25 protein-coding genes are annotated in these 25,731 nt (G+C 34.4%); 23 read left to right on the top strand and 2 right to left on the bottom strand.

Features of this window, described 5'->3' with window-relative positions; translation table 11 throughout:
* Positions 1-24: 24 nt before the first annotated feature.
* From K357_RS0100705 to K357_RS0100690, 4 genes are all read left to right on the top strand, one after another.
* Entirely contained in the window at positions 25-471 is a 447-nt protein-coding gene (locus K357_RS0100705; protein ID WP_028256991.1) for a universal stress protein, read from the top strand.
* Between the two features lie 61 nt (positions 472-532).
* A complete protein-coding gene (locus tag K357_RS0100700) occupies positions 533-1,906 on the top strand; it encodes a DUF2157 domain-containing protein (protein WP_028256990.1) in 1,374 nt (457 codons plus the stop codon).
* On the top strand, positions 1,903-2,553 hold the full coding sequence (locus tag K357_RS08465) for a hypothetical protein (protein WP_051211930.1): 651 nt from the start codon (positions 1,903-1,905) through the stop codon (positions 2,551-2,553). The genes K357_RS0100700 and K357_RS08465 overlap by 4 nt, the downstream gene beginning before the upstream one ends.
* Positions 2,554-2,831: 278 nt before the next feature.
* Complete coding sequence (locus K357_RS0100690; protein ID WP_028256989.1) at positions 2,832-3,128, top strand: ArsR/SmtB family transcription factor; 297 nt, start codon at positions 2,832-2,834, stop codon at positions 3,126-3,128.
* Between the two features lie 365 nt (positions 3,129-3,493).
* Here the strand turns inward: K357_RS0100690 and K357_RS0100685 are convergent, their stop codons facing one another.
* Complete coding sequence (locus tag K357_RS0100685) at positions 3,494-4,471, bottom strand: AEC family transporter (RefSeq protein ID WP_028256988.1); 978 nt, start codon at positions 4,469-4,471, stop codon at positions 3,494-3,496.
* A gap of 284 nt (positions 4,472-4,755) precedes the next feature.
* Between K357_RS0100685 and modA the strand changes: the two genes are divergently transcribed.
* From modA to K357_RS0100670, 3 genes are read left to right on the top strand one after another with little or no spacing between them, the layout of a single operon-like run.
* Positions 4,756-5,550 (top strand): molybdate ABC transporter substrate-binding protein, encoded by a 795-nt coding sequence (gene modA / locus K357_RS0100680; protein ID WP_028256987.1) that lies wholly within the window; start codon positions 4,756-4,758, stop codon positions 5,548-5,550.
* Between the two features lie 30 nt (positions 5,551-5,580).
* Entirely contained in the window at positions 5,581-6,243 is a 663-nt protein-coding gene (gene modB / locus K357_RS0100675) for a molybdate ABC transporter permease subunit (protein ID WP_028256986.1), read from the top strand.
* A 15-nt stretch (positions 6,244-6,258) separates the two neighbouring features.
* On the top strand, positions 6,259-6,891 hold the full coding sequence (locus K357_RS0100670) for an ATP-binding cassette domain-containing protein (protein ID WP_028256985.1): 633 nt from the start codon (positions 6,259-6,261) through the stop codon (positions 6,889-6,891).
* A gap of 343 nt (positions 6,892-7,234) precedes the next feature.
* Here the strand turns inward: K357_RS0100670 and rbr are convergent, their stop codons facing one another.
* Positions 7,235-7,780 (bottom strand): rubrerythrin, encoded by a 546-nt coding sequence (gene rbr, locus K357_RS0100665; RefSeq protein ID WP_028256984.1) that lies wholly within the window; start codon positions 7,778-7,780, stop codon positions 7,235-7,237.
* A gap of 1,070 nt (positions 7,781-8,850) precedes the next feature.
* On the opposite strand from rbr, the gene K357_RS0100660 reads away from it, so the two are divergent.
* From K357_RS0100660 to K357_RS0100585, 16 genes are all read left to right on the top strand, one after another.
* Positions 8,851-9,054 carry a DUF951 domain-containing protein gene (locus K357_RS0100660; RefSeq protein WP_028256983.1) on the top strand — a complete coding sequence of 68 codons (204 nt, stop codon included), beginning with the start codon at positions 8,851-8,853 and terminating at the stop codon, positions 9,052-9,054.
* Between the two features lie 3 nt (positions 9,055-9,057).
* A complete protein-coding gene (gene selD / locus K357_RS0100655; RefSeq protein ID WP_028256982.1) occupies positions 9,058-10,089 on the top strand; it encodes a selenide, water dikinase SelD in 1,032 nt (343 codons plus the stop codon).
* Between the two features lie 400 nt (positions 10,090-10,489).
* Entirely contained in the window at positions 10,490-11,272 is a 783-nt protein-coding gene (gene yedF, locus K357_RS0100650; RefSeq protein ID WP_028256981.1) for a sulfurtransferase-like selenium metabolism protein YedF, read from the top strand.
* Positions 11,259-11,531, top strand: coding sequence for a putative Se/S carrier protein (locus K357_RS0100645; protein ID WP_051211928.1), 273 nt, complete (start codon positions 11,259-11,261; stop codon positions 11,529-11,531). The genes yedF and K357_RS0100645 overlap by 14 nt, the downstream gene beginning before the upstream one ends.
* Positions 11,532-11,582: 51 nt before the next feature.
* Positions 11,583-12,713: a thiolase family protein gene (locus K357_RS0100640; RefSeq protein WP_028256979.1), complete on the top strand. Its 1,131-nt coding sequence runs from the start codon at positions 11,583-11,585 to the stop codon at positions 12,711-12,713.
* Between the two features lie 129 nt (positions 12,714-12,842).
* Positions 12,843-14,114 (top strand): AMP-binding protein, encoded by a 1,272-nt coding sequence (locus tag K357_RS0100635; RefSeq protein WP_028256978.1) that lies wholly within the window; start codon positions 12,843-12,845, stop codon positions 14,112-14,114.
* 10 nt (positions 14,115-14,124) lie between these two features.
* Positions 14,125-15,123, top strand: coding sequence for a nucleoid-associated protein (locus K357_RS0100630; RefSeq protein ID WP_028256977.1), 999 nt, complete (start codon positions 14,125-14,127; stop codon positions 15,121-15,123).
* 80 nt (positions 15,124-15,203) lie between these two features.
* Positions 15,204-15,689 carry a Cys-tRNA(Pro) deacylase gene (ybaK, locus tag K357_RS0100625; protein WP_028256976.1) on the top strand — a complete coding sequence of 162 codons (486 nt, stop codon included), beginning with the start codon at positions 15,204-15,206 and terminating at the stop codon, positions 15,687-15,689.
* A 106-nt stretch (positions 15,690-15,795) separates the two neighbouring features.
* Positions 15,796-16,518 carry a ribonuclease H1 domain-containing protein gene (locus tag K357_RS0100620; protein ID WP_028256975.1) on the top strand — a complete coding sequence of 241 codons (723 nt, stop codon included), beginning with the start codon at positions 15,796-15,798 and terminating at the stop codon, positions 16,516-16,518.
* A 400-nt stretch (positions 16,519-16,918) separates the two neighbouring features.
* Positions 16,919-17,842, top strand: coding sequence for an NAD-dependent epimerase/dehydratase family protein (locus K357_RS0100615; RefSeq protein WP_028256974.1), 924 nt, complete (start codon positions 16,919-16,921; stop codon positions 17,840-17,842).
* Positions 17,843-18,004: 162 nt separating this feature from the next.
* On the top strand, positions 18,005-18,289 hold the full coding sequence (locus K357_RS0100610; protein ID WP_038113250.1) for a DUF1294 domain-containing protein: 285 nt from the start codon (positions 18,005-18,007) through the stop codon (positions 18,287-18,289).
* Positions 18,290-18,314: 25 nt separating this feature from the next.
* The gene (locus K357_RS0100605) at positions 18,315-19,763 is read left to right on the top strand and encodes a glucose-6-phosphate isomerase (protein ID WP_028256972.1); all 1,449 of its coding nucleotides are present in this window, start codon (positions 18,315-18,317) and stop codon (positions 19,761-19,763) included.
* A gap of 19 nt (positions 19,764-19,782) precedes the next feature.
* On the top strand, positions 19,783-20,772 hold the full coding sequence (galE, locus tag K357_RS0100600) for a UDP-glucose 4-epimerase GalE (protein ID WP_028256971.1): 990 nt from the start codon (positions 19,783-19,785) through the stop codon (positions 20,770-20,772).
* 133 nt (positions 20,773-20,905) lie between these two features.
* Positions 20,906-21,700, top strand: coding sequence for a hypothetical protein (locus K357_RS0100595; protein WP_028256970.1), 795 nt, complete (start codon positions 20,906-20,908; stop codon positions 21,698-21,700).
* The gene (locus K357_RS08460) at positions 21,682-23,085 is read left to right on the top strand and encodes a type II secretion system protein GspD (RefSeq protein ID WP_028256969.1); all 1,404 of its coding nucleotides are present in this window, start codon (positions 21,682-21,684) and stop codon (positions 23,083-23,085) included. Before K357_RS0100595 ends, K357_RS08460 begins: the two co-directional genes overlap by 19 nt.
* Before the next feature lie 213 nt (positions 23,086-23,298).
* A complete protein-coding gene (locus tag K357_RS0100585) occupies positions 23,299-25,245 on the top strand; it encodes an ABC-F family ATP-binding cassette domain-containing protein (RefSeq protein WP_028256968.1) in 1,947 nt (648 codons plus the stop codon).
* Positions 25,246-25,731 lie beyond the last annotated feature (486 nt).

Genomic DNA, 25,731 nt, shown 5'->3' with positions numbered 1-25,731 from the left:
TATGCCCGTATAGGAGGGATTAATATGGTTGAATATAAAACTATTCTCGTACCAACTGATGGTTCTGATAACTCTAAACGTGCATTAGAACATGCTTTAGCAGTAGCTAGTCGCAATAAAGCTCAATTAATTGTTGTGCATGTGGCGAATATAGTTTCTGCAATTTCTAACTTTGACCAAACTTCTATTAGTGGTGGTTATGTATCTGAGCAAATCGCTGAAGATATGGAAGAAACAGGTAAAGAAATTTTAGCGGATGTATTAAAAGCAGTACCGCAAGATGTAAATGTAAAGAGCGTGTTTGAAGTAGGATCTCCTGGACCTGCCTTACTAGCAATTGCTAAAAAATATGATGCTGATTTAATTGTTATGGGGAGTCGTGGCCTTGGCCCATTGAAAGGGTTATTTATGGGTAGTGTAAGTAGTTATGTTACTAGCCATTCTTCTTGCCCAGTACTTATTGTAAAATAAAGAATTTATAAAAAAGGCTTTGTCTGATGGCAAAGCCTTTTTTTATCATAAGGGGGACGGTATGAATAAAAAAATAGTGCGTTGGCTTGCGGATGAACTTCCTCTGTGGAAAGCTAAAGGATGGATGACAGATGAGAATGCTAAAGAATTAGAAGCCTATTATCGACCTCATATAGCGAATACATCACCTTCTTGGGGGCGACTATTAGTTATAGCATTATCTATTCTTCTTATTATGGCTGGAATTTTTTTGCTATTTGCTGGTTATTGGTATAGTTTTTCTCCTAATGGAAGATTTGATTGGATTATTGTCCTAATGGTAATTGCACTTACTGTGTTAGGTGCAGGAATATGGAAAACAACGCCGGCTTCTATGATGGCTGACGTATGTACATTACTATATATGGGTATATTTACCACTGGTTTATTGTTAGTAGCCGATACATACTATTTAGGGGAATCATATGCTTTTTATCTATTGATTAGTATGGTTATATCTTTACCTGCCATCTATTTACTGCAATCGGATTTAGGCATGATAGTTTATTTATTAGGCATTATTTTATGTTGTTTTGCACCATCTAGTATTAGTCAGTATAGTGAATCTTATATGCTATGGATTTTATTGTTAGCGGCTAGTCCATTTTATATTAAATCCGTTACACATCATCATAGATATACATCTTTAGTGTGTGTGTCATGGTTATATATTATTGCCATTTTTTCAGCATTCTTTACAACTGTTGAAGTATATAAAATACAGTTAGATGTATATGTGATAGCTGCTTTATCTATGATTACCTATAGTTTGGGATTATGTATTCAAACAAAAGGAATTTGGACATTGCCATTTAGGACAGTAGGATTGCTAGGACTATTATATACTATCGTCAAAGGAACGTTACTATCTACTTGGTTAGAAGCTAATCAGATAGTTATATCGGCATCAGAAATAGTAGCCTATATATTTTTAGCAATCGCAGTAGGCGTATGTTTGTGGCAATTAATAAAAGCAAAACTACGCATACCAATTTTTATCGGTTGCTTACCTTGGCTTATAGGCTTACTATATATACTATCAAATCAAGATTTTTCTCCTCTTACTATATCATTACTTTTAAATGTATATGTTATGGTATTGGCCATTTTTATGTTTGTGCATGGAACGATTGAGAAACATATTGGCTATATTAATGGATCTATTATTGCTATTTTTGGTATTGTGGGGGCAAGATTTTTTGATCCTAGTTTCTCATTCATTGAAAGAGGGTTAGCCTTTTTAATCATAGGACTATTTATTTTACTTATTAATGGAGTCTATGTATGGAGAAAACATATAAAACAAAGTAGAGGTAGGCGAAGGGAGCGGCATAGTGATACTATGTCTGTGGTAGATAATGCTTCTTCTGAAAATGAGGGGAGGAGTAATGAATGATATCTTATAAAAAAATCATTGTTTTTGGCATGATCATTTTGTCTACACTCATTAGTCAAGTTTATGTACAACAACGATATACTCATATTTTACAAGGCGGTGCAGAATATCAATGGCCTGTTATGCTCTGTAAGTCGGTTGAATGGATTCCTACAGATTATTTAGATGTTCATTTTTTGGGAAATATTGCAAAATGGAAGAGTAATGCCACGCCTAAAATAGGAGATAGTGTATATGTCACATTAGATGTTAAACAGAATGGATTAGTAGCTGCTAAAGAAGCTTCTTATGAGAAACCTAACACTGATGTATATATTCGAGCGCGCATAACACGAATCAATCAAGAGATAGTAGAATTTGAAATTCCATTTCATAGAGTGCAACTAGACTTATCAAAAGTGAATCCTCAATTTTATCATTCCTATAAGGGAGTTTTGCTAGCTACGATAAAAATCAGTGATGGATATGGCGTTGTTACTGGTATTTATGATAAAGGTGTAGCCATAGAGAATGCCAATCCAGATAGTTTGGCAGAACAAAGTAAAAAGTTAGTAATACCTACCGATGCAGTCTTGGAGTATCTAGAAAACAATAAGGCATTTACGAATGTAACAGATACTGAAAATGGTCCTGCTAGGGAAGAATGATTTTATCGAGTATAATCTATGATATTGTATACCTTCTGTCGTAGAATGAATTATTATTTAGTATGATATATGGTATTGTATACTAGAAGATGAAAGTAAACATTAGCATAGAGAATACATAATGTGATACTATAAAACATTTTATAGTTAGCAGAGAAAGTAAAAAATGATTCTTTCTAATTAGCGAGGGAATACTTTCATTCTCATATTTTATGGTATAATGATAAGTAAGAGATAAAAGACGTTTCATAATATAGTGGATGTATAAGGAGTGTATAATGGAATTTCAATATGACCAAGAGTCATTACAATTACTAGCAGAATTATTTAAAATTTTAGGAGATCCTACACGATTACGCATTGTTCATTTATTGTTACAACATGAAATGTGCGTATCTGATATTGCAGAACATATGAATATGGGGCAATCAGCGATTTCACATCAGCTTCGCGTGTTACGACAAGCTCGATTAGTGACCTTCAGAAAAGATGGTAAAACGGCATGGTATTCTTTAAATGATGATCATGTAGTTACTTTGGTAAACCAAGGTCTTGAACATGTGGGGCATAAATAAATAGTAATTATACGTTATAAAGCTTTTGAAGATATGTCATTACTATAGGTATTAACTAGCAGTGATACTTTATAGTTGTGAATAGAACCATAAAATATAAAAAAAGCTGTGATATTTACAGATTATTGATACTGTAAATGTCACAGCTTTTTATGTGTTTTTAAAAGATTTAGGTGTAGTTGAGAAATAACGTCATAATTTGTCGGCTATGGGTGTGCAAAAAGTGTTGTATATACAATCCATTTAATATATAGGTATTTGAATTGTTGTATAATCAATAAGAAAGAGATTGGTATGTGGGCACATAAGATTGATTTGTACGGCACAGTATTTACATATCTACTTGGTTGTTTTATTGATCGTTCTTATAGAGGAAATGCATAGTAGGCTAGCATAATAAATAGAGGCATAGTAAGTGCTGATAGTATGGTGCTAGCCATGACACATTGCGTAGCATATTCAGGATTATTTTTCATTTCTACGGCAACGAGAGCCATATTAATAGAAGTTGGTACACTATAGGTAATAACAATAGCTTGTGCTGAAATAGGGTTTAAAGGACCATAGAAATGGATAAAAGATAATGTCACTAATAGGGCTAGGATAGGCCCTATGATCAGCCGTAAAAAAGCAGCTAGAATTACATCGCGTTTAAAAAAATTCATAGGAGTTCGATTAATTTGAACACCTAAGGCAATCATAGCTACGCCAACGAAAGCTTTAGCAAAAAGACTGATTGGTGCATAGAAAAAGAAACCGTGTAAGTCAAAGGGGGCTAGTTTTAGTAATAGTGCTGCCGGTACGACATATACTAGTGGCATGTGAAATACGACGCGCAAGGCATCTAGAGGAGTTAATTTACCTATACCTGCCTGATAAAATCCAAAGGTATTGCTAGAAATGGCTTGGATGACCATGATGGATACAACTGACAAGAGGGCTATATCTAAATAGGGTGTTTGTCCGTCTACAATATAAGGAACATTAGAAAATACAAATACAGCTAAGGCAATACCCATATTGCCACAATTATTGAACATGGTTACATTGCGCAGTGTACCTAGTTTTTGTGTATCATAATGTGCTATTTTACCAGCAATACTAGCGATGATAAAATTGGCAATTACCACTGTAATTGCACATAGGACAATTTCCAAATTACTCCATGTGAACTTTGCTTCATAAAGGGAACGAAAGATAAAAGTAGGCAAGAATATATAAAAATTTAATTTACTTAATGTATATAAATCGAGTTTAAATTTTTTGTCTAATAGAACACCTGTTCCTAATAACATAAAAATAGGAATCATTGTGTTAATAAAAATATGAGTTAATAAGTTCATTGGATCACCTAAATTTCTAAATAGTTATATACTTATTATACACATATAAGGTGTAATAAGATAGCAAAAAAGTGATAAAGTTCACAGATTGCACAGTTTCTATACATATAATAAAATATAGATGAAAATTTGAACTACTAAGAGCGCGTGTATTATCTAATTATATAAAGATAGTATGGTAGAAAAGATATCAGTATAAAGGATAATCATAGTTAGCGCTCATAGTAGTAAAAAAGGAAGTATAGTATTGACGAATGTGTTAGTTATAGAAAAGGAGTAGTACTATGAAGAAGCGTATTGTAGGAATCATAGTAGGATTGTTTGTGTGTGGATTGTTAGTTGGTTGTGGCAATACTAATCCTACAATGGGGGATAGTAAGAATCAAACATTTGCTAATCAAACATTGACAATTTCCGGAGCTGCTAGTTTAAAAGGTGCTTTGACAGAAATTGCTGATGAATATAAAAAAGAAAAGAACTTATCTGACAATCAAATTGTCATTAACTTTGCCGGTTCTGGTACATTACGACAACAAATTGAACAAGGTGCACCGGCTAGTATATTCATTTCCGCAGACGAAAAAAATATGAAAATGTTGGAAGAAAAACAATTGGTTAGTGATGTTAAACCATTTGTACTTAACGAGTTAGTATTAGTCGTTCCTAAATCCAGCAAAGCTAGTTCTCTGCAAGATATTCCTACTATGAATCGTTTCGCTTTGGGGGAAGTAGCTACTGTACCTGCTGGTAGATATGGTAAACAAGTCTTGGATCACATGAATCTATGGGATACTATGCAAGATAAAATTGTATTTGCTAAAGATGTAAAAGCAGTAACTGCTTATGTATCTCAAGGTGCTGTTGATGGGGGGTTCATTTATAAAACAGATGCATTGGCGGCAAAAGACACTGTTACTATTGCGGCCGAAACACCTGCAGATAGTCATGATGCGGTAGTGTATCCGATTGCCTTAATTACTAAGAATACAACAGATTTTGCCAAGGATTTTTACGATTATGCGACTGGTCCTAAGGGTAAAGCTATTTTAGAAAAATACGGATTTACTATGCCTCAATAATAGATAGGATTAAGTAGGTAGGAATGCATTATGAGTCCATTTTGGTTATCAATTTATGTAGCTTCTATAGCTGTTAGTATTATTATAGTAACAGGATTAGCATTATGTTTTTTTATGAAACAATGTCCGCGTCAAGTACGGGGGATTATTGATGCTATAGTAACATTGCCGTTAGTGTTACCACCAGTTGTTGTAGGATTTATATTATTAATGATTTTTTCACCAGGTAATAGCTTAGGTCGTTGGCTAGATACACATGGGATGGGGATTGTTTTTTCTGTAGTAGGAGCTATTTTAGCATCTACTGTTATTGCATTTCCATTGTTTTATCAGACAGTACGTGCTTCTATTGAGTCGGTTGATCATGATATGGAAGACGTAGCTCGTACACTTGGAGCATCGGAGTTACGCATATTTTTTACGATTTCCATACCATTAGCATGGAAAGGTCTATTAACGGGTATCATCCTTTCCTTTTGCCGTGCCATGGGTGAGTTTGGCGCAACTATTTTAATTGCTGGTAATATGCCGGGGATAACACGTACTATGCCACTAGCTATCTATTCATTAGTCGAAGAAGGAAATTATACAGATGCCTTTACCATTGTTGGATATATTTGTATCTTAACATTATCATTACTATGGGGAATCCATATTGTAACAAAAGGCAAACTGTTTAGTGCTCATGAGTAATAGGAGTTAGTAGGTATGATTACATTCGATATTACTGTAAAACGTCCATCTATGACCGTAGAAGGGAAAGGCACACTAGCCTCAGGAATTACTGTGTTGACAGGACAGTCAGGTAGCGGTAAATCCACTATTATTAAAAGTATTGCTGGACTTGTAAAGCCTAATGAGGGCTTTATTTATTCGGACACCATAGCATGGTTCGATAGAGATCATAAAATTTGGCTCCCGTCACAAAAACGATATGTAGGATATATGCCACAAGGAAATATTGTATTTCCTCACTTATCAGTGCTTCGTAATATTACCTATAGTCAACGAGGAGATAGGATACTATTAAAGAAAATTTTTGAGTCTTTGCATCTTACTAGTTATAAAGATACAAAAGCAGGGTGCTTGTCAGGTGGAGAACAACAACGTGTTGCGTTAGGTCGTGCATTATATGCAAAACCTGTGATTCTCCTATTAGATGAACCTTTATCAGCGCTTGATTGGAATTTGAGAGATCGAGTTCGTCAAGATTTAGTAAATACCATTAAGGAATGGGAAATTCCTTGTTTATGGGTAACTCATGATAAAGAAGAGGCTCAGTTAGTAGGCGAAAGACAATGGTATTGCGAGAAGGGAAAGTTAGAAGTTACGGATATCTAATTAGTATTATAATTAGATGAAGTGCTATAAAGTAGTTCTCTTATAGTTGTTATTCTTTTAGAGGAAATGTTACTATTCAATGGAAAATTAATGGCGCGATTACACTCATGTGGTATCGTTTAATGCATTAATAGTAAGATTATCTATAATTATATACTACTAATAAAAAGGTCTTTTAGATCCCTTTTATTGGTAAAAGATACAATAGAGGAAAGTTGATGTCATTTAATCAACTTTCCTCTATTGTATTGAGAGTGTATTAAGTACACTTTCTCTGTATATTATTGTTATGATAGGAGTATATCACAATAAATATATTGACGTATATAGTCTAGTATATTTATTAGATAACTTCGTTATGTCTGGAGAAGAATGCTTGTGGATGTGCACATACTGGGCAAACCTTTGGAGCTTCAGTGCCAACATGAATGTAACCACAATTTGCACAGATCCAAGCAACTGGTTCTTCAGATTTGAAAACACGTTCACCACGAACTGCAGCAGCTAAATCATTGTAACGTTGTTCATGACGAGCTTCAATTTTACCAACTTGTTCCATTAAATAAGCGATTTTAGTGAAACCTTCTTCTTTAGCTTGTGCAGCGAAAGAAGGATACATTTCAGTTTGTTCATAATTTTCACCAGCAGCAGCATCAGCTAAATTTACTAACATATCAGCTGGAACATCGCCACCGTGTAATTCTTTGAACCATAACTTAGCATGTGCCATTTCATTGCGAGCAGTTTCTTCAAAATAGTCAGCCAATTTATTCATTCCAGCTTTACGAGCTGCACTTGCATAATAGGTGTATTTTTGGAATGCTTGAGATTCACCTGCAAAAGCTGCAGCTAAGTTTTGTTCTGTTTTTGTACCTTTTAATTCTGCCATTGTTTTTCTCCTTAAATATGTACTTACATATGGTTATAATAACCTACTTATTCGTGTATATATTGTACATACACGTAGTTAACTTACATTATAATTATTATTCAAATAATTCTTAAAGAATAATTATTGTTAATTACATTATAGTATATGAGAATGAGAAAAGCAAGGGCAAAATTGTAAAATTTAAAATAAATAAATATAAATTAAACTAAATAGTAATAAATATCAAGTAAGTATTTTGAAGAAAAATTAGCATTATAGTACTATAAAGTATTTTATAGTGACTAAAAATTAAAATGAAAATGTTGAACATACATTACATGCAAATGATAATCAATAATATAATTGTTTTAGATGTTAGATGTTAGATATAAAATATATATTTATTATTTCATAATCAAATACATGATACATGGTAGAGCAATATAGTTTGCGTAAGTTATTATGAAATATTTAAAAGGGGAACAGATATTCTTTATGAGTAAGTTACTGAGGGACATTTCAGAAAGAAGGTCAATTCCCTATGTTTCATGCGAAGGTACTCACAGTTGATACTTCAGATAATCATTCACTTTCTATGGATATATTTCCTAATGAACTGGAATGATATTACAAAGGATATTCATAGCATCATTTATTAAGTTAGAATAGAGTACGCATTGACAGTTTCAATATAAAAAGGATAGGAAATGGTGTGTTGTATAGTGAATATAATTGAATAATTGTTGGTAATGTAATTAATGGGGTATATTTTTATACTATTATTTCTGTATATTCTTTAAAGATTGTTTATACTATAAGTCACATCTGTTTTATCTTAGACGTGATTTATCGAGTAGATTACATAGTGAATAGATTATATTGAGGATGTAGTATGATTATGTTAGAAGTAATATTTTATTAGATACTATGTTGGTTACCGTGTATAATAAATATAAATCGCAGTATTTTGTGAGAGTGCCTAGCATTAATACATGTGTTATTGTATTGTTGTTATAAATAATTTTATAGTACTGCAGACAGGTTGTATATGATATAGTTTTGAATTATATATAAAAGAGGGAATAGATATGGCATTTATACGATATTATGTAGGTGATATAGTACAGATGAAGAAAAAACATCCATGTGGTAGTGACACGTGGACTGTAAAACGAATTGGCACTGATTTTTCGATACTGTGCAATGGATGTGGACATCAAGTGTTGATTCCTAGACCTAAATTTGAAAAAGCCGTTAAAAAAATTATATCTCGTGTAGAGGGAGATAAGTGATACATGGTACGATTAACATCATTGGTAGGTCAAGGAGGGTGTGCTTGTAAAATTGGACCACATCTGTTGGCCTCTATGCTAAGTCAAGTAGAAGGTGTAACTAATAGTGATGTATTAACAGACATGACTGGATCAGATGATGCAGGTGTTTATCGAATCGCACCTGATATGGCATTAGTACAAACTATTGATTTTTTTACCCCCATTGTAGATGACCCGTATATATTTGGCACTATTGCCGCAGCTAATAGTTTAAGCGATATTTATGCGATGGGAGGTAAACCTCTTACAACAATGAATGTTCTTGCAGTTCCTATGGTGCTGATGGAAGAAAAACAAGTAGAGCGTATATTAAATGGTGCTATGGCAGTAGTTAAACAAGCAGGAGCGGTTGCTATTGGTGGGCATAGTATTGAAAATCCTATACCTGTTTTCGGGTTATCGGTTACAGGAGTTGTTAATCCTCGTTCTATTTGGAAAAATAGCGGTGCAATGGTGGGCGATGCATTAATTCTGACGAAACCAATAGGCACTGGCATTATGAGTACAGCTTTAAAAGGAAACTTGTTTACGAAAGGAACAGAGGAAGCGATTCATAGTATGTGTACATTGAATCAAACTGCAACAGAAATAATGAGTCATTACACAGTACATGCTTGTACAGATATTACGGGCTTTGGATTGATGGGACATGCCTATGAAATGGCGTATAATTCGAGTGTATCATTGCAATTACGTTTTTCGTGTATTCCCTTATTTTCTGATGTGGTAAAAGCAGCTCGCATGGGACTAGTACCAGCTGCTACATATGGAAATAGAAAAGCAAGCTCTGGTATTTTTATTAAGAATGATATGGAACCTACATGGGGGGATATTTGTTTTGACCCACAAACGTCAGGCGGACTATTAATCGCTATCCCTAGAAATGAAGTGGATTCGTGCGTGAAAAGCTTACATCAATCAGGAGTTATATATGCAGCTTATATTGGCGATGTTATACAGCGACAAGGTAAGAATTTAGTTATTGTAGAATAGATGTTACTACTTGCCAATTAGTACGTATTTATGGTGTTATAGATTATAAACATGAAATTGGTATATATTGGTATGAAAGTATAGAAGTATGGTTTTATAAAGGAATGATTAGATAGGAAGAAAATAGTAATTAGTAGAAAATTATTGTTGAAGTAGGATTCTTTAATTTATTAGAATACAACTTTTTCTAGATAATTTATACCCTGTTTTACTAGTGTGATTAGTCAGGTTATTTTTAGATGATAATTATATAATGAGTATATTCTGTGATGATTATGGACTTTTCTATAGCATGATTGATAGTATTAAATTATTGGCGATGGATAATTTGTTGTAGTACTAGATTGTACGAGTATATATAATGAGACTTTCACGATGTACTATAAGAAAGGAAAATACAGTGAATATAACCAAGATGGATGACCAAATTATTATTGATGTGAGAGGTGAGTTATGCCCTACACCAGTGATAGAAACTAAAAAAATATCGGATTCCTATCCTTATGAGGAAATTATTACGATTGTAGATAATGATATTAGTAAAGAAAATGTTGAAAAATTTGGCAAATCAAAAGGATATGCTGTTATTACTAATAAACAAGGGCGTGATTATTTTATCGTGTTGACGCCTAGATTGCCTGGAACAGATGAAGAGGCATTGCAAAGAATTTTAACTAAGCATGTAGGTGAAAATAATCACAAGCTAGGTGAGCCAAAAGAGCGTACCACGAGTACACCGGAAAGAGGACAGACCGTAGAGTCTCATACGCTAGGAATCGTTAGGGATGATGAAATAGTTATACCAGATATTACTGAGAATAGTCATAGTTTTCAGGATGCGTCCCTTAGTAGGCATAGGATTATTTTAGTAACAAAAGATTATTTAGGTGAAGGCAGTGAAGAGCTAGGACGTACATTGATGAAAACATTTTGGAATTGTTTAGTGGAAGCAGATACGTATCCTAAAGCGATTTATTTTATTAATAGTGCTGTTAAAATGGTTTGTGTTACATCAGATTATATAGACGTACTGAAACAATTAGTAACAGCAGGTGTTGATATTGCGGCTTGTGGCATTTGCTTAAATTATTATGGATTAACGGATCGTGTGGCTGTAGGAACTATTACTAATATGTACACCATTACGGAATCTATTGTGGGAGAAGATATTGTTACATTGTGATAAACAGAAAATTGGCACCTATCTAATTATGTTTACTTCTTATTATTTTGCTACTAAAACAGATAGTATTTTAGATAATAGACATATTAGGCATGATTTGATTGCGACACCACCTGCGTTGCATAGTAACTGTGGTTTATGTATACGTATCTTCCCATTGGATATAGAGTATGTTATAGGCATATTAGAAGAAGAAAAAATTAGTCATTCTGGTATATACAAATATGTTGAAAATCAGTGGACTAGGTGGGATTTATAAATAAGGAGAGTATACGTATTGTATTGATTGTATAAGTAGTAGGTGCGCTATATGGATAGACAAGTATATATTAAAGGCGGCTTACGTACGCCTATTGGTGTTGTTCATGGACAATACAAAGAGATTTTACCAGAAGTCCTAGGATCACGTATATTAAATCAATTGCGTCATGCCTATCGATTGGAGTCAGTAGATAGCGTTATTTGTGGTAATGCGACTGGTACAGGTGGAAATATAGGCCGCCTTATGACACTGATGAGTCGATTTCCAGATACAGTGCCAGCTATGACAGTAGATACACAATGTGCATCAGGCGGTATGTCTGTTGCATGGGCTTATGCACAAATAAAGGCAGGAATATCTCATACGGTGATAGCAGGGGGGATTGAAAGTGCTTCTTTACAACCTAAACGATCGTATGCGGCACTAGATAGACGTGAAGGAGATTATTATGTAGCACAATTTTCACCGCATGAGATTAGTTCAGATGCTATGTTGTGGGGCGCAGAACGGACAATAAAAAAGCATGCAGTGAGTGATGAAGAGATGAAGTATCACGTGCTACGATCGCATAGATTAGCACAAGAGGCGAAAGAAAAACGTGTATTAGAGCCGTATGTGTTGCCAGTGATTGTACACCAACGTTATTGCATAGATGAATGTATTAGAAAAACCATGAGCGCATCGCTCTTAAATCGTATGAAACCTATATTAGGTGAAGGTACACAGGTAACAGCAGGCAATGCTTGTTTAACACACGATGGTGCGGCTTTTTTAGTAGTCACAGATACACCTAGTGAATTTAGAATCGCTCATATAGAATCGTGGGCAGGAAACCCTCTGTATAGTCCAGAAGGTGCTTGGCTAAGTACGGAATTATTATTAAATCGGACACAGTTGTCTATGGATGATATAGACGTAATTGAGTGGAATGAAGCATTTGCTGTTATTGATGTGTTATTTGCTAGAACGTATCCTAATCAGTTAGACAAATATAATCGATTAGGTGGTGCGTTGGCGTATGGACATCCTTATGGTGCTTCTGGAGCCATTATTCTATTGCATGCTATGGCAGCGTTACAAGCGTGTCAAGGTAAATATGCTATTTGTGCCATCGCAGGTGCTGGTGGTACAGGTGTTGCTATATTGTTAGAGAGAATGGAGCAGATAAGTATACTATGACTGATAGATAGTTCTAGTGCTTATTAGCTTTTGTCATATACTAGAGAGTTACCCAGTAAAGAAGATATATCGTAGTGTATGTACATAAAGGTAGTATGATATAGGTAATAGGTAGAGGATGTGATAACTATGAGTATATTGTATGATCGGTTAGTACGATTGGCTGCAACATCTCCTACATCGTATGCATGTATCATTGATGATAGAAAGTATACCTATCAAGATCTTGTTAACGCAGTTGATACATTAGCTAAACAATATATAAGTAATAAAGGCGAAGTAACGCTTATAGTAGAACGAAAACTATGGTCACAACTAGTTCATTGGTTGGCCTTGTTGAAAGTGGGAGCCTATCCAGTCGTATGCCATAAAGAATTAAATAGAGAACGGTTAGAACAGATGAAACATAGTATTACGAAAATCCCTAAAGAAGCTGATTTTGCCGTGCTTTCATCTGGAACGACAGGAATTCCTAAAGTATTATGGCGATCGGAACGTAGTTGGGTAGATTATTTCTCCACACAAAATACTGTCTTTCATATAAATCAATATACAAAAATATTTGTACAAGGTAGTTTTAGTTTTACCGGCAATACAAATATGATTTTGTCAGTCCTTTGGATGGGCGGTATGATCATCAGTTCTGATAGTTCTTTGGTAAAACAGTGGCACTACCTAATGAAATTGCATCAAGTGTCTCACATGTATATGTTACCGACTAAGATTAAGTTGTTAGTGCGACATATACATGATCCATTAGACTCTGTTCATTGGATTATAACGGGGTCACAAATGTTAGATTCTAATTTAATGAAAGAAATTACTATTTTGTACCCTAACGCACAGTGGATTTTATATTATGGCGCGTCAGAATTAAATTATATTAGTTGGTGCAATTATGAAGATTGGATAGATGAACCTGGTACAGTAGGCAAGCCATTTCCTCAAGTGACAGTAACGGTGCGAGAAGGATTGCTATATATAGATACTCCCTATGGTGTTGAAGGGCTTACGATGCCTTACACAGTAGGGGATAAGGGGACTATCTCTAACAGTGGTCGCATTATTTTGCAAGGACGTAAAGAAACGATGATCAATCGTGGTGGCTATAAATTATTTATAGATTCTATTGAACAGGTTGTTCATGAGGTATTAGGGGTAGAGCAAGCCGCTGCTATTCGCGTCGATGATTCGTTGCGAGGCGATACGTATGTCTTATATATTGTTATTAAAAAAGGATTTACCCAAAAAGAAATAGAAACAGGTATCAAAGACGTATTAACGCCTATTGAGCGACCACAGGCGATATATATAGTTCCTTATATTCCTTTAACAGATTGTGCCAAAATAGATAAAGTAACATTACAATCATGGTATAATGAAAAGAAAAAACATAGGTAGGAGTATAGTTATGCAAATTAATAAAGCTGTATTAGAAATTTTTGATTTTCATGCATCGATGGCAGCCTATTCGGATAAAGAATTAGATATAAGTGATACACAGATACAAGATTATATTTCATCACATGTTGTAAAAGCATTAAAAGACCCTGCACTTAGAACAGGGTCTTTGTCTATGCATAACTGTGTGGCACAAGCATTGTCTTCTTATAATGAGGGACGAGTGTCATTTTTAGAAATGTCGAATCAACTATCACAACAGTTGTTTGAGTATATGAAGCAGGCTACAGAGTCTAGCATAGTAGATATTATTGTATGTGAAGCGGAAGGTGAAAAATCTTATTTTTGCGTATTAGTATGTCAAGCGCATGCGGCCTATACGCATATTCGTCGCGCTGATGAAAATGGTAAAACAGGAGCAGAGTTAGTATTATATCAAGCTATGCTGCCAACACCATCACAGAAACTACAAGCTTTTATGGCGATTGATCGATCTGATTTATCCGTTCGTATTTTTGAGCCTAAAGGCACATATGATGGAGAATCTTGTTATCTATTATCTGACAAGCTATTACAGATTGGAACGAATCAATCAACGAAAGATACGGTAAAAAAAGTAAAACATATTATTGGTAAAGTTTGTGAAGCTCATGAATCTGATGGTGTAGAAGCTTTGGCTATGGCTAAAACATTGATTGCTAAAAATGCAGAAGTATCTGATACGTTACAACCAGAACATATTATTGATAGAGTATTCGCTCATCATCCAATGGAGCAAGCAGAAGCTAAAGCAGAACTAGAAAAACACGATATGATGCGACCTTTACCTGTAGCTAGAGAATTTGCCACGAAAGAGGGAGCGTATCAGAAAATAAAAACAGATACAGGTATTGAGATTACATTCCCTGTTTGCTATATGCAGGATAAGGAATTTATTGAAATTTTGACAAATGATGATGGTACGTTACGAATTGAGCTGAAACATATTAATAAAATCATTAATAAATAGCTATACATTGTAGTAGAAGTATACACTGTATACATTCATAGAAATGAAGCGGTATACTTTAGATAAGTGAGGTTAGAAGTATGAAGAAGGAAAAACATAAAAAAACCAATGCCATGCGCATATTAGATACACAGGGCATTGCCTATGAAGTATTAGAATATGAGTGGGAAGAAGGACACGGCACAGGCGTTCATGCCGCAGAAGCATTGGGACTACGTACGGAACAAGTATTTAAAACGTTAGTAGCTATAGGCACTACAACGGGGCCTGTCGTATTTTGTATTCCTGTAGCAGAAGAACTGAATCTAAAACATGCGGCTCGTGTGAGTGGTAATAAATCCATTGATTTAGTGCATGTTAAAGATCTAGAAAAGCTAACTGGTTATGTTCGAGGAGGTTGCTCCCCAGTGGGAATGAAAAAGCTGTTCCCTACCTATTTTCATAAATCTATGCAAGAACAAGACTGTATTTATATTAGTGGCGGTAAACGAGGAATGCAAATTAAAGTGAATCCACAAAAATTGGCATCAGTTGTAGATGCACATTTTGAAGATATTATCATGTAGTTTTTGTGACATATGAAAATAATATTGGTTGTACAATAAAATATAATCATAAGACAAAAGTATTGCTTTATATAAATAGTATTGCTACAAGAGGAAAGGAAGTTATATGGCACGTAATAAATGGTATGCGGTACAACGAGGACGTCGAGTGGGCATTTATAGGACATGGACGGAATGCGAAGCACAAGTGAAAGGTTATCGTGGAGCTGTATATAAATCATTCGCTACAGAAGAAGAAGCACGTCTATTTATCAGGAAAAATACAGGTATATCTGTAACAGATCATTTAGCAACTAATCATGAAATACATACTAATAAGAACGTCGTAGATATAACAACATCTACTATGGATAGCAATGAAAATATTGTAGAAGATGTAAAGAGCGGTTATGAATCCATCCATGACATACCTCCGTTTCATATGGTTGCCTATATTGATGGCAGTTTTGATAAGATAAAAGGTATTGTCGGTGCAGGGGGCATTATATTTTATAATGGTGAAGAAATACCTTTTTCGTTTGGTACAAAAGACCCAATGTATACGACTTTTTGGAATGTAGCAGGAGAATTATTAGCGGCTATGCATGTTATGGACTTGGCCGTACAAAAAGGAGCGCAGACCTGTTCCATTTATTATGATTATATGGGTATTGAAATGTGGGCGACTAAACGATGGAAATGTAATAATGACTTAACTCGACGTTACAGTGCGTTTGCTACGTCTATTATGGAACAAGTGCGCATTCATTTTTGTAAAGTGAAGGCCCATACTGGAGATACTTATAATGAAATAGCAGATCAATTAGCTAAAAAAGGGACACTTATATAAAATAAAAGGATTTACATATCAATAGTTATGATAAATGATATAATTATATGAATAACGCTAAAACGTAAAAAAAGTTAGATTTCACGTATAGTAATTTCATTTAATGTATGTAGATTACTTATACATATAATTACTATCGTGTTTACTAGCATAATAGGCGCATCTACTTCGCATTTATACAGTTAGTTAGTTTATGTTTGTTTATTAAGAAGTGAAGTATTAGTATACTTATAGTGATGATAAAAAAATTAATTTTGAAAATTAGTTAGAATTAATTTGTTAACACGAATGTAAATTAGTACACTATTTCGATAATCCATATTGTATAATGTAGAAAGCAGAATACATTTAATTAGTTATATTGGTATAGCATTATTAGTAGTATAGGAGGTTGTGAGGCATGAATATCATAGTTACTGGTGGTGCTGGCTTTATTGGCTCACATTTAGTAGATCGTTTAATTCAACTAGGACATACTGTATTAGTAATCGATAATTTAGTGTCCGGTTGTCGTGAGTTTGTTAATGATAGGGCTACTTTTGAGAAAATTGATATACGAGATACACATCTTGTACATATCTTCAAAGAGTTTCAACCAGAATACGTCTTTCATGAAGCAGCCCAGACAATGGTAGATGTTTCTATGGAGCAACCTGCCTATGATTGTGATGTTAACCTGATGGGGTTACTTAATATTTTAGAAGCTTGTCGCATCTGTAAGGTAAAAAAAATATTAATGCCTTCATCAGCCGCTGTATATGGCGATAATAGTGAGTTACCTCTTTGTGAAACTAGTGTAGGTATACCTAGTTCTTTCTATGGACTTAGTAAATTGACTAGTGAAAGTTATTTGCGTTTATATTATGAATCTTTTGGATTACCTTATATTTGCTATCGCTATTCTAATGTGTATGGTCCTCGTCAAGGAAATGGTGGCGAAGGCGGTGTTGTTAGTATTTTTGGGCAACGTGTAGTGAAAGAAGAGTCGATTACTGTTTTTGGCGATGGTGAGCAAACACGTGATTTTATTTATGTAGGCGATGTAGTAGAAGCAAACATTGCTGGTTTACAACACACTGAAAAAGTAGGAATTTATAATGTCTCTACTAATTCATCATTATCGGTTAATCAATTGATTGATGCTTTTAGATCGGTGGCCCATAGACCTATAGAAGTTATGTATGCAGACCCTCGGCAAGGAGATATTAGACATTCTCGTTTAGATAACCATAAGATTCAACGTGAATTAAACTTCACACCACATATGTCATTTATAGATGGCCTAACAAGTACTTATGACTATTTTAAAAGTGTAAATAAATGAGCTTATATATTTAGTTGCTTGATATAGGGTATCCGTATAGAACAACAATCTTTTCTTACTTAACTAGTAATCATGTAGAAAAAGTTAACGATATATACGTGTGCTTGATAGCATTGATTTTTATTGCTTTTATCTTGATACGTATAGTAAGGATATATAAATATGAAGACTATATTTGATTATATCGTAATAGGAATTTGCGTATGGAATTGTATAGTATTTATTATGTATGCTATTGATAAGAGACTAGCTATTACGCATATGAACCGTATTTCTGAAAAAACATTGCTAATCAGTGCTATAGTATTAGGAAGCATTGGGGCCATTATGGGAATGATAGTTTTCTGTCATAAAACCAATAAGTGGAAATTTAGAATTATTGTGGGGGTAGCCACATTAGTGCAATCATTTTTTGGAGGCTATATATTCTTTTTATATGGATTATAATTTAACATCTGAAAGGACAGAGAGAATGAGTGTTGTAGAATTGCCATCTGGCTTTGCTTTAGACATTTCGGGTATATATCACGATAAAGCTGTGACGTTGTCTGATATAGAACGTATACAGTCTAATATTGATACTGCCGTTGTAGCGGCGCATCAAATGTGCGAAACAGGATTTATTGATGGACATGTATCAAAAGATGGAGTACCGGAAAAAGTAATGTTCTCTCAGTTGCCATATATAGAAGATGAGGGAATTAATACGACAGTTACGCTTCAAAGATTAAAAAAACTAGGCATGCACGCAAAAGAAACGATAGATATTGTTATTAGTTTTGGTATTGGTGGATCCTATTTAGGCAGTAAAGTTTTGTTTGACGTACAATGCGGAGAATATTGGAATACACTGTCTGATGAAGCGCGTCATGGCTATCCTAAAATTTTATTTTCTGGAAATACTGCATCTGGTCATAGTGTCACTCAATTAATTAACTACTTAGTCCATGAAAAATTAGTCCGATCTGATGATTTTAAAGTAATGTTAGTAGTTATCTCTAAATCTGGATCTACTATAGAGCCTATGGCCAATTTTTTTATTGTTCGTGATGCTTTAGAAAAAGCAGGCATTTCCTATGAGGTGATAGCTGTCACAGACCCAACAGAGGGAATGGAAGAAACATTGTTACATACGATTGCTCGCCGCGAAGAATGGGAGATTTTCTCCGTTCCTACAGGTGTAGGTGGTCGCTTCTCAGTATTTTCAGACGTAGGATTTGTTATAGCTGCATTGATAGGATTTGATATAGAAAGCTTTTTGGCTGGAGCTCGCTCTATGGATATAGCTTGTCGTAAGAAGAAGTTATTTGAGAATCCAGCTCTATTATGTGCTGTATTGAAATATCTTAGTGCAGAAGTATATGATCGAATCATAGAAATATTTATGCCCTTTGGAGACTCATTTAAGTCTTTAGGTGAATGGTATGTACAATTAGTGGCAGAGTCTTTGGGCAAACATCGTGAAAAAGGTCGATTGCCATATGGACGTACACCTGTTGCAGCGGTAGGTACTACTGATATGCATGCACAAGTACAAGAGCATCAAGAAGGACGATATAATAAAGTGGTTCAATTTATTAAAGTAAGAGAGTGGGACGTTGATGCTATAGTTCCTCATGTGTATGAAGAATTTCCAAAGATAGAAGCTTTTACAGGTATTTCTTTAAATGAAATTATGCAGGCTGCCTTAGCTTCTAATCAAGAGGCCTTAAATAGCGATAATCGATTTAACATGACGATTGAAATTCCTAAATTAAATGCCTTTCATTTAGGCGAGGTTATGTTCATGTTTTTTTGGGCGATTTTTTACGAAGCCCAATTAGCAGGTGTTGATGCATTTAATCAGCCAGGTGTAGAAGTATATAAAAAAATATTAGGACCTAAATTAAGAGATATTAAATGTTCTAAAGGAATATTATAGATAAGCAAGAGGTGGACATATGAAGCTATTGGTTACTGGCGGTGCGGGCTATATTGGAAGTCATACAGTACGCGCATTATTGACTGCAGGATATGAAGTGATAGTATTGGATAATTTTTCTCGTGGACATCGTAGTGCTATTCCGCCTGAGGTACCATATATTGCTATGGATATTGCCAATCCAGAGTTGGAAAATATTCTAAAAGAGCATAAAATTGAAGGTGTTATGCATTTTGCAGCACATTCACAAGTAGGTGAATCGATGGTACACCCATCTATATATTATGAAAATAATGTAGTTGGATCATATCGGCTAATTGAAGCGGCTCGTAGAGCTGGTATCAGACATTTTGTATTTTCTTCTACGGCAGCGGTATATGGTGAACCAGATAGAATACCTATTATAGAAACAGCTTTCTTAGCACCGACTAATGTATATGGGCGTACTAAATTGATGATAGAACAAATTTTGAAAGATTATAGTGATAGTTATGGCATGCACTATGTAGCACTACGTTATTTTAATGCTGCTGGTGCGGATGAGTCGGGTGTAATTGGAGAAGATCATACACCAGAGACACATTTAATTCCACTTGTTTTAGCAACAGCCTTAGGACAACGAAAAGAAATTACAGTGTTTGGCACTGACTATGATACGGCTGATGGTACGTGTATTCGCGATTATATTCATGTGAATGATTTGGCACAAGCACACGTATTAGCAATGAAATATTTGAAAGAAGGCGGCAATTCTATTGCGTTTAATCTTGGTAGTGGGCATGGTTTTAGTGTAAAAGAAATTATTGAAACGGCTAAACGAGTCACAGGAATTGATTTTCCGGTTTCTTATGGATCGCGTCGTGCTGGTGATCCTAGTGTGCTCATTGCTTCGTCCGATTTAATTAAGCGATTACTGGGATGGAATCCTCAATATAGTAATGTAGATAAGATAATTAGCGATGCATGGCAATGGCATCAACAACATCCATATGGCTATGGTGATAGATAAAATTTCTAAATCAATAAAGGATTTTGACATATTACGTGGAACTTTTATATGACTATGGCATGACTAATAGCAAATATATAGCATGCATATTTATTACTAGTTGTCGTGGGATTACGAATATAAAGGAGTTTTTATGTCATTATTAGATCAACACTTGCCAACAAAAGAAAATATAAAATATATGATACGTAAACGAGGTCGCTCCCTTTTGGGAATGACCTTTTTTCTTTGCCTTGTTTGTGGATATGGTATTTATAAAGATGCGTGGTCTATTAACCAATATAGGAGTAATGAAGAAAACTACAGTTATTCAGAGAATAGATCAGATAAAAATGAATCATTAAGAAGAGAGACTATACGGTCAAATGAGCATAGTAAAACTAAAGGAGAAAGTACACAAGTAGAGGAGGATCAAGAAAATAGAGGACACCGTATTTATGATATTGTGAGCAGTATACGACCATATCCATTGAAAGAAGTATTTGGTTCTACAGACACTAGTATGAAGAAAGAGAAATCCATCGATGATTATGATGTAAACCAATCTATAGAAAATGAAAATAGGCCGATTAATTATAGAGAACCTAGATCTATGCCTAGGTATTACATCGATCAGAGGATGGGCATGGCAAATTCTAGAACATGGCAAGGCATTAGTGAAAGCAATACTACTACGTCTATGAGTTCATCAGGTGATATCCATGGAAATCATCATAATACCTTGACATATAATACGGGGCCAACTCAACAGATAAAGTTGACTGGTGTTATGATTGGGAATGTAAGACAAGCGGCGTTAGAGATTGGAGGAGAACACTATATATGTACAGAGGGCGATATAGTTAGGGGATGCACGATTATTTCTATTGAGGCAGAGAGAGTATTGATACGAGTAGGGAGTGTTGATCGATGGATTACATTAGATTGATAAAAAAAGTATTGCTTGTATATGTGGTTATACATGGTGTATATGCGAACCTATTAATTGATACCAATGTAGATTGTTATACCGCTTATGCAATGAATAATAATGATATAAATGAATCTAGTACGTATAGAAAGGAAACGAATAGGAACGCTGATTCAAAGTCTATGGCAACATCTGTATCTTCTCATAGAGATAATAATAATTTAATAGATAATCATGAGGAAGAATCTTTGTCAGTGACTACTATAAATCATATAGATCCTATAAAGAATAGGAGTAGGGTAGACAGGAAAAATACAGTACAACTATCTGTTAAAGATGCATCACTTTCTGATGTGGTAAGAGGCATTGCTCGTGAGTATAAAATGAATATTATAGGTATTGAAACATTAGAGGGTACAGTTACTGCACAAATCAAAGGTGCTAATGGTATTGATATACTGCGACAACTAGGAATGATACAACATTTTGTAGTAAAAGAAAAAAATCAAATGATTATTGTTGATGGTAGAGGAATGGGGAACAATATAGAAAAAGATATATTGTTAATAAAACCTGTTCATTTGCGACCAGAGTCTATTAAAGCATCGGTTGCAGGTATTGTTGGTGATGAAGGTATGACGATTGTACCAGAAACGAATCAATTAGTAGTATATGGAACAGCACAAGAACGCCAGCAAGTAGAAACTGTTATACAGACGATTGATGAAATTCCTAAACAAGTGCAATTGGAGGCTATCGTAGTTGCCATTGAAAATAGTTATGTACGAGAAGTAGGACTTAGATGGTCCTGGGCCAATTTATTAAGCCGTTCTCAGAATATATCAAGTGGGGATGGGAGCATACATTTTAAAACAGATACGACAAGGGCGGCGAATAAATTTTTTATTAACCCAGAATTAAGAGCTATGGAAAATTCAGGAAGAGCAGTCATTGTAGCTCGACCATCTATTGTAACTATGAATGGAGAAGAAGCGAGTATTCTTATAGGTGAAAAAATTCCCGTTTTAGAAGATATATATAGTGACGGCGGACATAAGGCTTCTGTTCGATATGAAGAGTCAGGTATACGTTTGTACTATAAGCCATATATTTTAGAAGATGGTATGGTAGATGCGACGATTTCTGCAGAAGTAAGCAATCCTGTAATGGTATCAGAAATGAAAGCTTATAAAATATCAACACGACAAGCTAAAACTAGAGTGCGTATGAAACCGGGAGATGTATTAATTATAGGGGGGCTAATGGACCATAGAAAAGGCACACAAATAGAGAAAATACCTCTGTTAGGAGATATTCCCTTGTTAGGAAATTTATTTAAACATAGTAGAAAAACTAATGATAAGGTGGAACTTATGATATTGGTAAAAGCTACTATTTTATAAGTAAGACGATATATGTGTATACGAGAATTTCTATATACGTGTATCGATGGAACATAATAAGAGAACTTATAGGTATACTATGAAAGTATTATTCTAATCATATGTAAAAGAGATTAGAAATTTCTATCATGATAGGCCGTATAAGTTCTCTTTTTTAATTGCTGTACTCGTGGTAAGATAATAGTATTGAGTTTAAAATCCTAGGAGGATGATATGGAACGCATTCAGATGATAGGGCTAGAAAAATCATTTGGTATTGACCAAATATTTTCTAATGTGTCTTTTGAGATAAAACAAGGTGAACGTATAGGCCTAGTAGGACCTAATGGAGCAGGAAAATCTACCTTGATGAAATGTATTTTAGGGTTAGAGGAACTAGACAAAGGGCAGGTTGTTAAAAACGGTACTGTTAAAATTGGTTATTTACAACAAGATGTCAATTTAGGGGATAGTAGTTTAGAGGAGGAAATTCAATCTGCTTGGGCAGATATTCATCACTTGGAACGTCAGTTAGAAGAGTTGACTTCTTATATGGCATGTCATGAACCTAATCAAGAAGAATTACAACGATTAGATTATTTGCAGAATCGATTAGAATGGCTCGGCGGCTATGAATATGAACTAAAAACAAAACGAATTATTAAGGGATTAGGATTCTCTGATAGTGACTTAAGAAAGTCGGCTAATGAATTTTCTGGCGGTCAAAAAACACGTATTAATTTGGCGAAAGCACTTGTACGTAGTCCAGATTTTTTGTTTTTAGATGAACCAACGAATCACTTGGACATGGATATGCTAGAATGGCTAGAAAATTATTTATCTTCTTATAAAGGAGGAATTCTAGTCATTAGTCACGATCGATATTTTTTAGATCATATTGTTACCAGTGTAGTAGAATTAGAGCAATGTAAAATCAATGTATTCAAAGGTAATTATACAAAGTATATTAATCAGCGTGCGCATGCTATGAAAGCAATGGCAGCTGCTTATGAAAAACAGCAAGAGTATATTAAGAAAACGGAAGCATATATTGATAAATATCGTGCAGGAATTAAATCAAAAATGGCACGAGGACGACAATCACAATTAAATCGATTAGAACGAATTGAGGCACCGGTAATAACAGAACAAATCGCGTTTACGTTCCCTAAACCGTCTATGAGTGCGGATAAGGTACTAATTTTAGATGATGTTACAGTAGGCTATGACCGTCAGCAGCCTATTGCGAGTGGATTATCAACTGTCGTTCGTAGAGGAGAAACGGTAGCGTTGATTGGGCCTAATGGGGCAGGAAAATCTACATTAGTTAAGACTATTATGGGAGATATAGCGCCTATTGATGGGACAATTACAGTAGGAAACCGAGTAGAAGTAGGGTATTTTTCTCAAGAACATGAAACATTGCATCCACAATGGCAAGTGATTGATGAAGTGAAGAGCTATTTTGATGGATCTGAAGAAAAAGCGAGACATGTATTAGGAAGATTTTTATTTCGAGGAGATGATGTTTTTAAACGTGTTAAGGAGCTATCTGGGGGAGAACAAGCTAGAGTAGCATTATTGAAAATATTTTTAGAAGGGAATAATTTTTTAATACTCGACGAACCAACCAATCATTTAGATATCGGTACTAGAGAAGTAGTAGAGAAGGCCTTGCAAGATTTTGAAGGGACTTGTTTTGTTATTTCTCATGATCGGTATTTTTTAGATCAAATAACGACGCGCACATTGGCATTAAAAGATGGACATATAACAGAATATATAGGCAACTATTCGTATTATAAAGAAAAAATAAAAGAACAAGAATTTTTGTCGCAACAGCATAAAGAAGGTATTATTCAAAACACGAATGATGACAAGGTAGGAGAAAGTACTATTTCCACTAGAAAAAAACTTGAAGACTCTGATGATACGAGTATAATGGATACACATATTCTTAAACCTACTAATTCATATATGGCCGAGAAGAAAATAGGGGAAGTAGAAATGAATATTGCCAGAGCAGAAGCCACTATAAAAATGTATGAAACACAGTTAATGGATCCAGCACTACAATCTGATATAGGTGAATTAGAACGAGTAGCCTGTGAATTAGAAATGGAGAAAAAAGAGTTAGATCATTTATATGAAGTGTGGGAAACCTTAATGGGCGGTGAATAATTTAGCAGACTATTGGTAGTAGATAGCCTCTTTAGTGAGAGAGCAAGTATATATTCATCATGAGTCATGTAGTAGTACAAATATATAGAATACATAATAAACACTCCTATGAGGACATATCATAGGAGTGCTTTTTTCTATGAAGTTTTATATACGTTGAATTGTAGATATATAGTTTTGAAGTTAGATGATTAGCATAGTTATAGATACTTTTACAGAAGCCATTTATAAGAAGAGTGTGAGTAATTGGTATAGTGAGGCTATTACTATGCCAAAATAATATATCTAGTATTTATGCTACTTTATAAAGATGTGTAACATGATAAAATATTCATTTATTTTTATATGCATGAGTAATAGCTAAGGAAAATAGAGGTGTTTAGGATTTTATAAAATGTCAATACTATACATATGAAAAAATCGCATAATTGGTATATATAGTATTTGTGTTGAGTAAAATTACTATATATAGTATACTTATTGATA

This window comes from Veillonella montpellierensis DSM 17217 (assembly GCF_000426745.1).
Classification (GTDB): Bacteria; Bacillota; Negativicutes; order Veillonellales; family Veillonellaceae; genus Veillonella; species Veillonella montpellierensis.
This window is presented reverse-complemented; position numbering and strand designations above follow the sequence as displayed.

Coding starts and splice junctions, on each gene's coding strand:
- K357_RS0100705 (WP_028256991.1), top strand. CDS start 25: ATGGTTGAATATAAAACTATTCTCGTACCAACTGATGGTTCTGATAAC.
- K357_RS0100700 (WP_028256990.1), top strand. CDS start 533: ATGAATAAAAAAATAGTGCGTTGGCTTGCGGATGAACTTCCTCTGTGG.
- K357_RS08465 (WP_051211930.1), top strand. CDS start 1,903: ATGATATCTTATAAAAAAATCATTGTTTTTGGCATGATCATTTTGTCT.
- K357_RS0100690 (WP_028256989.1), top strand. CDS start 2,832: ATGGAATTTCAATATGACCAAGAGTCATTACAATTACTAGCAGAATTA.
- K357_RS0100685 (WP_028256988.1), bottom strand. CDS start 4,471: ATGAACTTATTAACTCATATTTTTATTAACACAATGATTCCTATTTTT.
- modA (WP_028256987.1), top strand. CDS start 4,756: ATGAAGAAGCGTATTGTAGGAATCATAGTAGGATTGTTTGTGTGTGGA.
- modB (WP_028256986.1), top strand. CDS start 5,581: ATGAGTCCATTTTGGTTATCAATTTATGTAGCTTCTATAGCTGTTAGT.
- K357_RS0100670 (WP_028256985.1), top strand. CDS start 6,259: ATGATTACATTCGATATTACTGTAAAACGTCCATCTATGACCGTAGAA.
- rbr (WP_028256984.1), bottom strand. CDS start 7,780: ATGGCAGAATTAAAAGGTACAAAAACAGAACAAAACTTAGCTGCAGCT.
- K357_RS0100660 (WP_028256983.1), top strand. CDS start 8,851: ATGGCATTTATACGATATTATGTAGGTGATATAGTACAGATGAAGAAA.
- selD (WP_028256982.1), top strand. CDS start 9,058: ATGGTACGATTAACATCATTGGTAGGTCAAGGAGGGTGTGCTTGTAAA.
- K357_RS0100640 (WP_028256979.1), top strand. CDS start 11,583: ATGGATAGACAAGTATATATTAAAGGCGGCTTACGTACGCCTATTGGT.
- K357_RS0100635 (WP_028256978.1), top strand. CDS start 12,843: ATGAGTATATTGTATGATCGGTTAGTACGATTGGCTGCAACATCTCCT.
- K357_RS0100630 (WP_028256977.1), top strand. CDS start 14,125: ATGCAAATTAATAAAGCTGTATTAGAAATTTTTGATTTTCATGCATCG.
- ybaK (WP_028256976.1), top strand. CDS start 15,204: ATGAAGAAGGAAAAACATAAAAAAACCAATGCCATGCGCATATTAGAT.
- K357_RS0100620 (WP_028256975.1), top strand. CDS start 15,796: ATGGCACGTAATAAATGGTATGCGGTACAACGAGGACGTCGAGTGGGC.
- K357_RS0100615 (WP_028256974.1), top strand. CDS start 16,919: ATGAATATCATAGTTACTGGTGGTGCTGGCTTTATTGGCTCACATTTA.
- K357_RS0100610 (WP_038113250.1), top strand. CDS start 18,005: ATGAAGACTATATTTGATTATATCGTAATAGGAATTTGCGTATGGAAT.
- K357_RS0100605 (WP_028256972.1), top strand. CDS start 18,315: ATGAGTGTTGTAGAATTGCCATCTGGCTTTGCTTTAGACATTTCGGGT.
- galE (WP_028256971.1), top strand. CDS start 19,783: ATGAAGCTATTGGTTACTGGCGGTGCGGGCTATATTGGAAGTCATACA.
- K357_RS0100595 (WP_028256970.1), top strand. CDS start 20,906: ATGTCATTATTAGATCAACACTTGCCAACAAAAGAAAATATAAAATAT.
- K357_RS08460 (WP_028256969.1), top strand. CDS start 21,682: ATGGATTACATTAGATTGATAAAAAAAGTATTGCTTGTATATGTGGTT.
- K357_RS0100585 (WP_028256968.1), top strand. CDS start 23,299: ATGGAACGCATTCAGATGATAGGGCTAGAAAAATCATTTGGTATTGAC.